12 protein-coding genes and 2 tRNA genes are annotated in these 10,839 nt (G+C 72.4%); 10 read left to right on the top strand and 4 right to left on the bottom strand.

The window, feature by feature from the left end; translation table 11 throughout:
- Positions 1 to 109 precede the first annotated feature (109 nt).
- The 6 genes from ACIQ87_RS38525 to ACIQ87_RS38500 all read left to right on the top strand — a co-directional run bounded on the left by ACIQ87_RS38525 (position 110) and on the right by ACIQ87_RS38500 (position 4,095).
- A tRNA-Glu gene (locus ACIQ87_RS38525) sits at positions 110 to 182 on the top strand.
- Positions 183 to 231: 49 nt separating this feature from the next.
- A tRNA-Gln gene (locus ACIQ87_RS38520) sits at positions 232 to 306 on the top strand.
- 339 nt (positions 307 to 645) lie between these two features.
- A complete protein-coding gene (leuC, locus tag ACIQ87_RS38515; protein WP_402416629.1) occupies positions 646 to 2,070 on the top strand; it encodes a 3-isopropylmalate dehydratase large subunit in 1,425 nt (474 codons plus the stop codon).
- A gap of 3 nt (positions 2,071 to 2,073) precedes the next feature.
- Positions 2,074 to 2,670, top strand: a complete 597-nt coding sequence (gene leuD, locus ACIQ87_RS38510) for a 3-isopropylmalate dehydratase small subunit (RefSeq protein WP_402416626.1) — start codon at positions 2,074 to 2,076, stop codon at positions 2,668 to 2,670.
- Between the two features lie 182 nt (positions 2,671 to 2,852).
- Positions 2,853 to 3,200: a hypothetical protein gene (locus tag ACIQ87_RS38505; protein WP_402416625.1), complete on the top strand. Its 348-nt coding sequence runs from the start codon at positions 2,853 to 2,855 to the stop codon at positions 3,198 to 3,200.
- A 133-nt stretch (positions 3,201 to 3,333) separates the two neighbouring features.
- Positions 3,334 to 4,095, top strand: a complete 762-nt coding sequence (locus tag ACIQ87_RS38500; protein WP_402416622.1) for an HU family DNA-binding protein — start codon at positions 3,334 to 3,336, stop codon at positions 4,093 to 4,095.
- Positions 4,096 to 4,294: 199 nt separating this feature from the next.
- Here the strand turns inward: ACIQ87_RS38500 and ACIQ87_RS38495 are convergent, their stop codons facing one another.
- Positions 4,295 to 4,516 carry a hypothetical protein gene (locus tag ACIQ87_RS38495; RefSeq protein ID WP_402416619.1) on the bottom strand — a complete coding sequence of 74 codons (222 nt, stop codon included), beginning with the start codon at positions 4,514 to 4,516 and terminating at the stop codon, positions 4,295 to 4,297.
- 209 nt (positions 4,517 to 4,725) lie between these two features.
- Positions 4,726 to 5,409 carry a 2-phospho-L-lactate guanylyltransferase gene (gene cofC / locus ACIQ87_RS38490; RefSeq protein WP_402416616.1) on the bottom strand — a complete coding sequence of 228 codons (684 nt, stop codon included), beginning with the start codon at positions 5,407 to 5,409 and terminating at the stop codon, positions 4,726 to 4,728.
- A gap of 228 nt (positions 5,410 to 5,637) precedes the next feature.
- Here cofC and ACIQ87_RS38485 point away from each other — a divergent pair, with 228 nt between their 5' ends.
- The 3 genes from ACIQ87_RS38485 (at position 5,638) to ACIQ87_RS38475 (ending at position 8,714) form a co-directional block, all read left to right on the top strand.
- Positions 5,638 to 6,465 (top strand): lysophospholipid acyltransferase family protein, encoded by an 828-nt coding sequence (locus tag ACIQ87_RS38485; RefSeq protein WP_402416614.1) that lies wholly within the window; start codon positions 5,638 to 5,640, stop codon positions 6,463 to 6,465.
- Positions 6,462 to 7,463 carry an NAD(P)H-dependent glycerol-3-phosphate dehydrogenase gene (locus tag ACIQ87_RS38480; protein WP_402416612.1) on the top strand — a complete coding sequence of 334 codons (1,002 nt, stop codon included), beginning with the start codon at positions 6,462 to 6,464 and terminating at the stop codon, positions 7,461 to 7,463. Before ACIQ87_RS38485 ends, ACIQ87_RS38480 begins: the two co-directional genes overlap by 4 nt.
- A 105-nt stretch (positions 7,464 to 7,568) precedes the next feature.
- The gene (locus ACIQ87_RS38475) at positions 7,569 to 8,714 is read left to right on the top strand and encodes a D-alanine--D-alanine ligase family protein (protein WP_402416609.1); all 1,146 of its coding nucleotides are present in this window, start codon (positions 7,569 to 7,571) and stop codon (positions 8,712 to 8,714) included.
- 59 nt (positions 8,715 to 8,773) lie between these two features.
- Here the strand turns inward: ACIQ87_RS38475 and ACIQ87_RS38470 are convergent, their stop codons facing one another.
- Together ACIQ87_RS38470 and ACIQ87_RS38465 are read right to left on the bottom strand one after the other, a co-directional pair.
- Complete coding sequence (locus ACIQ87_RS38470) at positions 8,774 to 9,292, bottom strand: DUF3515 family protein (protein WP_402416606.1); 519 nt, start codon at positions 9,290 to 9,292, stop codon at positions 8,774 to 8,776.
- Positions 9,293 to 9,386: 94 nt separating this feature from the next.
- Complete coding sequence (locus ACIQ87_RS38465; protein WP_402416604.1) at positions 9,387 to 9,620, bottom strand: Lrp/AsnC family transcriptional regulator; 234 nt, start codon at positions 9,618 to 9,620, stop codon at positions 9,387 to 9,389.
- A 209-nt stretch (positions 9,621 to 9,829) separates the two neighbouring features.
- On the opposite strand from ACIQ87_RS38465, the gene ACIQ87_RS38460 reads away from it, so the two are divergent.
- On the top strand, positions 9,830 to 10,795 hold the full coding sequence (locus ACIQ87_RS38460) for a thiamine-phosphate kinase (RefSeq protein WP_392883842.1): 966 nt from the start codon (positions 9,830 to 9,832) through the stop codon (positions 10,793 to 10,795).
- Positions 10,796 to 10,839 lie beyond the last annotated feature (44 nt).

Genomic DNA, 10,839 nt, shown 5'->3' with positions numbered 1-10,839 from the left:
GTAGCGGCCTAGCACGCTGCCCTCTCACGGCAGTAGCGCCGGTTCGAATCCGGTCGGGGGTACTGATCCCGCAAGGGATCAACCGGTCCCGCGAGGGATCACCAGGAAAGCCCCCGTTGTGTAGCGGCCTAGCACGCTGCCCTCTCACGGCAGTAGCGCCGGTTCGAATCCGGTCGGGGGTACTTCAGAGCAGGAAGCCGATGGGCTCGCCCATCGGCCCTTGCTTTGTGTTGGGGTATGGTGTAATTGGCAGCACGAGTGATTCTGGTTCATTTAGTCTAGGTTCGAGTCCTGGTACCCCAGCCAGAAATTGGAAAGACCCCGGTTCCCCGGGGTCTTTTTCGTTGTGCAGTGGAGGCTTCCCGAAAGGGCCCCACCCGGTCGCGGGTGGGGCCCTTTCGGCGTTCCGCGGGGCCCGGCCGGCCGGTGCGGGGAGGGCCTCCGCGCGGGCCTCCGGGCTGTCCATGCGCTAAGACCGCGGTCTCACTCCGCGAGACACAAGTTCAATCTCCGGCGAAAAGCGCCACTCTGGACGGGAGCGGCCCGGAAGTCTCGCGGGCGGCTCACCCGCTTTGACCTCGACGACACTCGACGACACTCGACGACACGAGAAGGCCGGCAGCGCGGCCGGCTGGAGGGAATCCGATGGGACGGACACTCGCAGAGAAGGTCTGGGACGACCACGTCGTGCGGCGTGCGGAGGGTGAGCCCGACCTCCTCTTCATCGACCTGCACCTGCTCCACGAGGTCACCAGCCCACAGGCCTTCGACGGGCTGCGGCTGGCCGGCCGCACGGTCCGCCGCACCGATCTGACGATCGCCACCGAGGACCACAACACCCCCACCCTGGACATCGACAAGCCGATCGCCGACCCGGTCTCCAAGGTGCAGCTGGAGACCCTGCGCAGGAACGCCGCCGAGTTCGGCGTCCGGATCCACTCGCTCGGCGACGTCGAGCAGGGCGTCGTGCACGTCGTCGGCCCGCAGCTCGGCCTGACCCAGCCCGGCATGACCGTGGTCTGCGGCGACTCCCACACCTCCACCCACGGCGCCTTCGGCGCACTGGCGTTCGGCATCGGCACCAGCCAGGTCGAGCACGTGCTGGCCACCCAGACCCTGCCGCTGGCGCCGTTCCGGACCATGGCGGTCACCGTCGAGGGCGAACTGCCCGAGGGCGTCACCGCCAAGGACCTGATCCTGGCCGTCATCGCGAAGATCGGCACCGGCGGCGGCCAGGGCTACGTCCTGGAGTACCGCGGTTCGGCGATCCGGGGCCTGTCCATGGAGGCCCGGATGACCATCTGCAACATGTCGATCGAGGCCGGCGCCCGGGCGGGCATGATCGCTCCGGACGAGACCACCTTCGCGTACCTCCAGGGCCGTCCGCACGCCCCGCAGGGCGAGGACTGGGACGCCGCCGTCGAGTACTGGAAGACCCTGGGCACCGACGAGGACGCGGTCTTCGACCACGAGATCTTCATCGACGCGAGCGAGCTGACCCCGTTCGTCACCTGGGGCACCAACCCCGGTCAGGGCGCCCCGCTGGGCTCGAACGTGCCGGACCCGGCCTCCTTCGCCGACCCGCAGGAGCGCGTGGCCGCCGAGAACGCCCTGCGGTACATGGGCCTGGAGGCCGGTACCCCGCTGCGCGAGGTGGCCGTCGACGCCGTCTTCGTCGGCTCCTGCACCAACGGCCGGATCGAGGACCTGCGGGCCGCCGCCGCCGTCCTGGAGGGACGCCGGATCGCCGACGGCGTGCGGATGCTGGTCGTCCCCGGGTCCGTCCGGGTCGCCCTGCAGGCCGTCGAGGAGGGGCTGGACAAGGTGTTCACCGCGGCCGGTGCCGAATGGCGCCACGCGGGATGCTCGATGTGCCTGGGCATGAACCCCGACCAGCTCGCCCCGGGGGAGCGCTGCGCCTCCACCTCGAACCGCAACTTCGAGGGCCGGCAGGGCAAGGGCGGCCGCACCCACCTGGTCTCCCCGCAGGTCGCCGCCGCGACCGCCGTCCTGGGCCGCCTCGCGGCCCCCGCCGACCTGACCGCCGACGTCGCAGCCGTGGAGGCCTGAGCCATGGAGAAGTTCACCACCCACACCGGCCGGGCCGTCCCGCTGCGCCGCAGCAACGTGGACACCGACCAGATCATCCCGGCCCACTGGCTCAAGAAGGTCACCCGATCCGGCTTCGAGGACGGCCTGTTCGAGGCCTGGCGCAAGGACGAGGAGTTCGTCCTCAACCGGCCCGAGCGGCAGGGCGCCACGGTCCTGGTGGCCGGCCCCGAGTTCGGCACCGGCTCCTCCCGGGAGCACGCCGTCTGGGCGCTCCAGAACCACGGCTTCCACGCGGTCATCTCGTCGCGCTTCGCCGACATCTTCCGGGGCAACTCCCTGAAGAACGGCCTGCTGACGGTCGTCCTGCCGCAGGAGACCGTGGAGCGGCTCTGGGCGCTCACGGAGAGTGACCCCTCGGCCGAGATCACCGTCGACCTGGAGGCGCGCGAAGTGCGTGCCGAAGGCGTCACGGCGGCCTTCGAACTGGACGACAACGTGCGGTGGCGGCTGCTCAACGGCCTGGACGACATCAGCATCACGCTGCGGAACGAGGCCGACATCGCGGCCTTCGAGGAGACCCGCCCGAGCTTCAAGCCCCGTACTCTGCCTGCCGCCTGAGTTCCCCTCAGAACAAGCATTCTGACGATCCACCGGATGGCCCGCGCCCCCCTCGGGGGGGCCGGGCCATCCGTCGTTCCGGAGCACGAGTTAGCGCCGCGGCCCGCCCCGGATTGCCCATTTGGCTTTGCGGAAGAGGGGCCCGCGCAAGTACAACTGCGGGTAGATGGCACAATCAGTACATGCACCGGCACCATGAACCTCCGTACGCGGGCGGCGAACCCGCGGCTGAGGACTCCAGGGGCCGGCCATCCGAACGCCGAATTGACGACCGGCCGGACGTCACCTCCGCACCAGCTGAGGGGCCGGACGACCAGGAAGTCGCAGCGCTCTACGCGCTCGTGGCCGAGCGGTTGAAGCAAGCTCACGCCCGCGTGCATGCGCTGAACGTGTCTGCCGATGCAAAGACCGCTCTCACCCGGCAACTCCTCATCGTCACCGAGACCGCCAAGCGCGATCTTCCGGAGGCGGCAAGGCGGTTGAGTCGCTTTGTACATGACCTCGACGAGCGGCCCCCGCCGCTCGACTGAGGTCGCCGACGCGCAAATCCATTGCGACACTAGGGTGATTCGCGCGTTTGGTAATTGAAAGTCCGCAGATACATACCTAACGTGCGAAAAGAACGGATGGAATCATCCGGCGCCCGTTTCCGAAGGGGAAGACGTGAACAAGGCTCAGCTTGTCGAAGCGGTGGCCGAGCAGCTGGGCGGTCGCAAGGCTGCCGCAGAGGCCGTCGACGCAGTGCTCGACACCATGGTCCGTGCCGTTGTGGCCGGTGACCGGGTTTCGGTCACCGGGTTCGGCACCTTCGAGAAGGTGGAGCGCTCCGCGCGCTTCGCCCGCAACCCGCAGACCGGCGAGCGGGTCAAGGTCAAGAAGACCTCGGTCCCGCGCTTCCGTCCGGGTCAGGGCTTCAAGGACCTGGTCAGCGGCAGCAAGAAGCTGCCGAAGGAAGGCCCCTCGGTGAAGAAGGCGCCCAAGGGCTCCCTCACCCCGGGCAAGAGCGGTGTCGCCGCCACCCCGGCCGCCAAGCGTGCCGCCACCAAGCGTGCCGCCGCTGCCGCCGCCGCTCCGGCCGCCAAGAAGGCCGCCGCCAAGAAGACGGCGACCACGGCTGCCGCCAAGAAGGCCGCCACCACGGCCGCCGCCAAGAAGACCACGGCCACCGCCAAGAAGGCGACCGCGAAGACCACGGCCGCGAAGACCACGGTCGCGAAGACCACCGCCGCCAAGAAGACCACGGCGACCGCGACCAAGGCCGCCGCGACCAAGAAGACGGCCGCGGCGAAGAAGGCGACCACCACGGCTGCCGCCAAGAAGACCACGGCCACCGCCAAGAAGGCGACCGCCACGGCCAAGAAGACGGCTCCGGCGAAGAAGACCGCCACCCGCAAGACCACCGCGCGCAAGACCTCTGCCAAGTAAGTCCCGCGCGACCGTCCTCGGACGGCCTTCGGCCAAGAGCCGCGGCACCCCTTCCGTGAATTCACGGAGACCGGGCGCCGCGGCTCTTTCGGTTTCCGGGCGCTCGGTCAGGAATCGGCGGCGCACGGCGGCGCGGTGGCGTCCGGGGCGACGTGGCGGGGAGCGGGCCGGCGGCCTGGGCGGGGGCCGGTCGGGCCGGTCAGGCCTCGGCGGGGTCGGGGAAGGTCTGGAGCGTCACGAAGACCACCCGGCGGGCCTCGCCGGCGCCCTCGGTGCGGATCCGTACCCGCTGGCCGGGGCGCAGCAGCCGCAGGCCGCCGGCGTCGAAGGCGGCCGCGTCGAACGGCACCGGGGTCCCGTCGTCGAGCAGCACGGAGCCGGCCCGGGTGGCGGGGTCGAAGGTGAACGCGGTGGCCTGCATGCGAGCAGCATAGCGAGCGGGCCGTCCTGGGGCGGGTCTGACGATTCGCGCCAGGCGGGCGACGGGAATTGTCAGACCTGTCCCAGGCCCGGGAGCGGGTCGGGCGGCGTCCCGGAGGGGGCCGGGGCGGGATCCGGGCGGGCTCGGGAACGACTCGCAGCGGGCTCGGCGCGGGCTCAGGACGGGCTTGGCACGGGCTGAGGACGGGTTCAGCGCGTGCTCAGGAGGGCGAACAGCGCGCTGGTGTGCGGGCCGAGGCCGAGTGCCGCGGCCTCGCCGAGGTCCGTCCCGGTGTCCACGTCCCGGCGCACCGACTCCACGTCCGCGAGGCGCAGTTCGAGCGCCCCGCCGGCCGCGTGCCGGGCCCGGGAGCCGTCCCCGAAGGCGGGGGAGAGCGGGCGGCCGGGGCCGCAGGCGAGCAGCGTGGTGCCGAGGCCGGGGGAGTCCGGCAGGAAGGCCCGGCCGTCGGGCGGCACCGCGCCCAGTACCCGGGCGAGTTCGGCCGGGCGCAGGGCCGGGAGGTCGGCCGAGAGCGCGGCCAGCGGAGCCAGCGGGGCCAGCGCCCGGGCCCGCGCGGCGCCGTGCGCCAGCGCCCGGTTGAGGCCGCCGCCGGGCTCGTCGGCGACCACCAGGGCGCCGAGCGCGGCGAGCCGGGCGCCGGCCCCGGCGTCGCGGGTGACCACCAGGACCCGGCCGACGCCCGGAGTGGCCAGGGCGGCGCCGACGGTGTCCAGGGCGAAGGACAGTGCCAGGTCGGCCCGGTGCGCTCCGGCGTACGGGGCCAGTCTGCTCTTGGCCAGGTCGAGCGGCTTGAGCGGAAGCACCAGCGACCAGTCGGCCGTGGGTGCGGGGGGCGCGACGGGCCCACTGGGGCGTACGGTGTCCTGGGTCATCGGCGTCATTGTGTCGCCGGTCCCGGAGCCCTCGCCAGGCCGTTCGAGCTGTGCGGACGTGCGTTTGATCACGCCCGCCGGGCGGGTTGGCGCGGTTGCTCGACAGCCGGTGAGCGGGCGGGCGACACTGTTCCGCGCCCGTGGCCCGGGCACCGGCGGAAACGGTGCGCGGCACCGGGAAGCCATGACCGCGGTGATCCGTGCCGCGTCGGATGAGAAGGAGCTGGGGTGGCCCGCCGCTCGTACGCCAAGTTCGGCAACGCCGACTACGGCATCTGGTACCGCTTCGCGGCCGTGCTGGTGAAACCGGTGACGACCGCCTTGGTGAAGCCCGACTGGCGGGGCTGGGAGCACATTCCGAAGAACGGCGGTTTCATCGCCGCGGTGAACCACAATTCGATCATCGACCCGGTGATCTACGCGCACTGGCAGTACAACAGCGGACGTCCGCCGCGCATTCTCGGCAAGTCCTCGCTGTTCTCGATCCCCTTCATCGGATTCATGCTGCGCAAGACCGGCCAGATTCCGGTGTTCCGTGAGTCCACCGACGCCGCGCGGGCGTTCCGGGCCGCGATCGACGCGATCAACGGCGGCCAGTGCGTGCAGTTCTACCCGGAGGGCACGCTCACCCGGGACCCCGACCTGTGGCCGATGACCGGCAAGAGCGGGGTCGCCCGGGTCGCGCTGATGACCGGTGCGCCGGTCATCCCGGTCGCGCACTGGGGCGCCCACGAGATCATCCCGCCGTACGGCCGGCCCGGTTACGGGAAGGGCAAGTTCAACCTCTTCCCGCGGCACAAGGTCACCGTCGCGGCCGGGCCGCCGGTGGACCTCAGCAAGTACCGGGGGCAGGAGCTCACCGCCCAGGTGCTCGCCGACGCGACCGAGGACATCATGACGGCGATCACCGCCGTGCTGGCCGAGGTCCGGGGAGAGGAACCGCCGGCCGAGCGCTACGACATGCGCAAGGCCGCCCGGGAGCGTGCCGCGGCCGCGCTGGCCGAGCGCCGGCGCGCCAAGGGTGAGCGGACCAAGGGCACCGAGGAGGGCAAGTGACCCGCTGCGCCGTGATGGGGACCGGCTCCTGGGGCACCGCGTTCGCGCTGGTGCTCGCCGACGCGGGCTGCGAGGTCGTGCTGTGGGCCCGCCGCCAGGAACTGGTGGACGCCGTCAACTCCACCCACGAGAACCCGGACTACCTGCCGGGCGTCCGGCTGCCCGACACCGTGCGGGCCACCACCGACGCCGCCGAGGCGCTGGCCGGCGCCGACTTCGCGGTGCTCGTGGTGCCCTCGCAGACCCTGCGCGACAACCTGGCGGCCTGGACGCCGCTGATCGAGCCGCAGACCGTGCTGGTGAGCCTGATGAAGGGCATCGAACTCGGCACCGCCAAGCGGATGAGCGAGGTGATCGACGAGGTCACCGGCGTCGGCCCGGAGCGCGTCGCGGTGGTCAGCGGGCCCAACCTGGCCAGGGAGATCGCCAACCGGCAGCCCGCGGCCAGTGTGGTCGCCTGCTCCGACGAGACGGTCGCCAAGCGGCTCCAGGCGGCCTGCCACACGCCGTACTTCCGGCCGTACACCAACACCGACGTGGTGGGCTGCGAACTCGGCGGCGCGGTCAAGAACGTGATCGGCCTGGCGGTCGGCATGGCGGCCGGCATGGGGCTCGGCGACAACACCAAGGCCACCCTGATCACCCGCGGGCTGGCCGAGACCACCCGGCTCGGCGAGGTGCTGGGCGCGGACCCGCACACCTTCGCGGGACTGGCCGGGATGGGCGACCTGGTGGCCACCTGCTCCTCGCCGCTGTCGCGCAACAACACCTTCGGCATGAACCTGGGCCGGGGCATGTCGCTCGCGGAGACCATCGCGGCCACCCGGCAGACCGCCGAGGGCGTCAAGTCCTGCGAGTCGGTGCTGGACCTGGCCCGGCGCAACGGGGTCGACATGCCGATCGTCGAGGCCGTGGTGGACGTGGTGCACAACGAGCGGCCGATCAAGGAGGTCCTGCAGGCGCTGATGTCGCGTTCGGCGAAGCCGGAGCGGCGCTGAGTCTGTAGGGCCGGGGCTCGGCGGCGTCCGGTTCCCCCGGTGCCGCCGGCTCCCGGGCGCCGCTCGCCGTCCGCCCGGGCCTCGCACGGTAGTCTCAAACCCGATATGAGCATCGAACAGACCTCCCCGAACCGGCCCGACCGGAAGCCGCGCGTCGCGCTGGTCTTCGGCGGGCGCAGCTCCGAGCACGCCATCTCGGTCTCCACCGCGGGCAGTGTGCTCAGGGCGATCGACCGCGACAAGTACGACGTGCTGCCGATCGGCATCACGCACGAGGGCCGCTGGGCGCTGACCAGCGACGAGCCGGCCCGGATGGCCATCACCGACGGACGGCTGCCGGACGTGGCGCACGTCGCCGAGGGTGTCGACGGCCAGGTCGCGCTGCCGGTCGCCCCGGGCAACCGCGAGGTGGTCCTGACCGAGCCGGGCAGCGCCCCCAAGGCCCTCGGCGAGGTCGACGTGGTGTTCCCGCTGCTGCACGGCCCGTGGGGCGAGGACGGCACGCTCCAGGGTCTGCTGGAGCTCTCCGGCGTCCCGTACGTCGGCAACGGCGTGCTGGCCAGCGCGGCCGGCATGGACAAGGAGTTCGCCAAGCGGATCCTGGCCTCGCACGGTCTGGAGGTCGGCCGCTACACCATCGTGCGGCCGCGCGACTGGGAGTCCGAGGAGGGCCGCGCCGCGGTGCGCGAGCGGGCCGCCGAGCTGGGCCTGCCGGTGTTCGTGAAGCCCTGCCGGGCCGGCTCCAGCATCGGCATCACCAAGGTGAAGGACCCGGCCGACCTCGACGCCGCGATCGAGGAGGCCCGTCGGCACGACCCCAAGCTGATCATCGAGGCGGGCGTGACCGGCCGCGAGATCGAGTGCGGCGTGCTGGAGTTCGAGGACGGCCCGCGGGCCAGCGTGGCCGGCGAGATCCTGGTCGGCGAGGGCTTCGACTTCTACGACTTCGAGGCCAAGTACATCGACTCCTCGGACGTGAAGATCCCGGCGGACCTGAGCGCCGGGGAGCTCGCCGAGATCCAGCGCCAGGCGATCGAGGCCTTCGAGGCGCTCGGCTGCGAGGGCCTGGCCCGGGTGGACTTCTTCCTGCTGGAGGACGGCACCTGGATGATCAACGAGGTCAACACCATGCCCGGCTTCACGCCGATCTCGGCCTACCCGAAGATGTGGGCGGCCAGTGGGGTCCCGTACCCGGAGCTGATCGACCGGCTGCTCGGCGCCGCGCTGCGCCGTTCGACCGGGCTGCGCTAGCGGGCCGTACGGCGGAGGGCGGGCCGGGAGCTTCCCGGCCCGCCCTCCGTTCGTCGTGCTCAGCCGGGGATGTTGGCCTTGACCAGCGGGGTGAGTGCGGCGGCCGGGTCCAGCGGGCTGCTGTAGACGCCGGGCGGGGAGATCACCTCGACGTAGGCCGCGCGCATGGTCGCGACCAGGCGGTAGCTCCCGTCGTCCAGCTTCTGCGACCACCAGGTGAGGTCGTCGACGGTCGGGGACAGGTCCTTGGCGTGCGGCCCGTCCAGCTCCTCGGGCCGGTCGACGCCGCAGCGCAGGACCGTCCGGGGCGAGCTGTCCCAGACGGCCACGTACGGCGAGGCGGGCGACGGGTCCTTGCGGGCGTGCCCGAGCAGCTCCTTCGGCAGCGCGGCGGCCAGGGCCCTGCAGTAGCCGGCCGCCCGACCGGTCGGGTCCGGGACCTCGACGGCCCGGTCGGCCGGGCCCCAGCTGCCCACCAGTGCCACGACCGTGCAGGTCAGGGCGACAGGCAGGGCCAGCCAGCGGACCGGGGCCGGCAGGGCGGTCAGCGCCTTGGGGACGCGCAGTTCTCTGGCCACCCGCCGATGGTAACCGGGCCTTACACGCCCGGGCTCCCGGGCGCCGGCCCGCCCCGGCCCACGCCCCGGCCCACGGACCGGCCCACGGGCTCGGCTAGAGGTGCACCACGGGGCAGGTGAGGGTGCGGGTGATGCCCTCGACCTTCTGGACCCGGGCCACCACCATGCGGCCCAGCTCGTCGACCGTGCCGGCCTCGGCCTTGACGATCACGTCGTAGGGGCCGGTGACGTCCTCGGCGGTGAGCACGCCGGGGATCTCGGTAATGGTCTGGGCCACGGAGGTGGCCTTCCCAACCTCGGTCTGGATCAGGATGTATGCCTGTACCACGGGGACCTCCCGGCGGCCGGTTTCAGGGGGGATCGCCGCCGTGAGCACCCGGTCAGGCGTGTGGGTGGATGGGCTCACCGGCAGTCTGATCACCACGCTACCCCGCAGCGGGCCGGGGAGGGGAGACCCCGGGGCCCCGGAAGGGCGTACGCTGCGCGCGGGGGAGCGCGACGGGGGCCGATTCGGATGGAAACGCGAGAGGACGGCAGATGCAGGGGACCGTGGGCGAGCTCGGCGAGTTCGGCCTCATCAGGGAGCTGACCGCCCGGGTACCGCTCACCGATGCGGTCGACCTCGGCCCGGGTGACGACGCCGCGGTGGTGCGGGCACCGGACGGCCGGGTGGTGGCGACCACGGACGTCCTGATCGAGAACCGGCACTTCCGCCGGGACTGGTCCACCGCCTACGACGTGGGCCGCAAGGCCGCCGCCCAGAACCTCGCCGACGTGGCCGCGATGGGGGCGGTGCCGACCGCCATCCTGCTCGGCCTGGTCGCCCCCGCGGACCTGCCGACCACCTGGGCGACCGAGTTGATGGACGGGCTGCGCGACGAGTGCCAGGTGGCCGGGGCGACGGTGGTCGGCGGCGACGTGGTGCGCGGCGACACCGTCACGCTGGCCATCACGGCGCTCGGCGACCTCCAGGGGCGCGCGGCGGTGACGCGCTCCGGCGCACAGGTCGGCGACGTGATCGCGGTGACCGGCTGGCTCGGCTGGTCCGCCGCCGGGCTGACCGTGCTCCAGCGCGGCTTCCGCTCCCCGCGCGCCTTCGTCGAGGCGCACCGCCGGCCCGAACCGCCGTACCACGCGGGCCCGGCGGCAGCCGAGTTGGGCGCGACCTCGATGATCGACGTCAGCGACGGGCTCGTCGCCGACCTCGGCCACGTGGCCCGGGCCAGCCAGGTGGACATCGACCTCAAGGCCGCCGACTTCGACGTCCCGGCGCAGATGGCCGACATCGGCCAGGCGGTCGGGGTGGACCCGTTGGTCTGGGTGCTCTCCGGCGGCGAGGACCACGCGATCGTGGCCACCTTCCCGCGCGGGGTCCAACTCCCGGCCCGCTGGCGGGTGGTGGGCGAGGTGACCGGCCGCCCGACGGGCAGCCGCAGCGGCCGGGTGACGGTCGACGGCGCGCCCTGGGACCGGGTCGGCGGCTGGGACCACTTCGCCGAGTAGCGGGCGCTCCTCCCGGATCCCCTTACGGCGGACGGCGCGTGACG

Source organism: Kitasatospora sp. NPDC096204 (assembly GCF_044763205.1).
GTDB lineage: Bacteria > Actinomycetota > Actinomycetes > Streptomycetales > Streptomycetaceae > Kitasatospora.
The sequence above is the reverse complement of the archived record's forward strand: the minus strand, read 5'-3'. Positions and strand labels throughout refer to the sequence as shown.

Excerpts from the sequence above, each read along its gene's own strand:
- ACIQ87_RS38475 (WP_402416609.1), top strand. The coding sequence starts at position 7,569 with ATGAGCATCGAACAGACCTCCCCGAACCGGCCCGACCGGAAGCCGCGC.
- cofC (WP_402416616.1), bottom strand. The coding sequence starts at position 5,409 with ATGACCCAGGACACCGTACGCCCCAGTGGGCCCGTCGCGCCCCCCGCA.
- ACIQ87_RS38460 (WP_392883842.1), top strand. The coding sequence starts at position 9,830 with ATGCAGGGGACCGTGGGCGAGCTCGGCGAGTTCGGCCTCATCAGGGAG.
- ACIQ87_RS38505 (WP_402416625.1), top strand. The coding sequence starts at position 2,853 with ATGCACCGGCACCATGAACCTCCGTACGCGGGCGGCGAACCCGCGGCT.
- leuC (WP_402416629.1), top strand. The coding sequence starts at position 646 with ATGGGACGGACACTCGCAGAGAAGGTCTGGGACGACCACGTCGTGCGG.
- leuD (WP_402416626.1), top strand. The coding sequence starts at position 2,074 with ATGGAGAAGTTCACCACCCACACCGGCCGGGCCGTCCCGCTGCGCCGC.
- ACIQ87_RS38495 (WP_402416619.1), bottom strand. The coding sequence starts at position 4,516 with ATGCAGGCCACCGCGTTCACCTTCGACCCCGCCACCCGGGCCGGCTCC.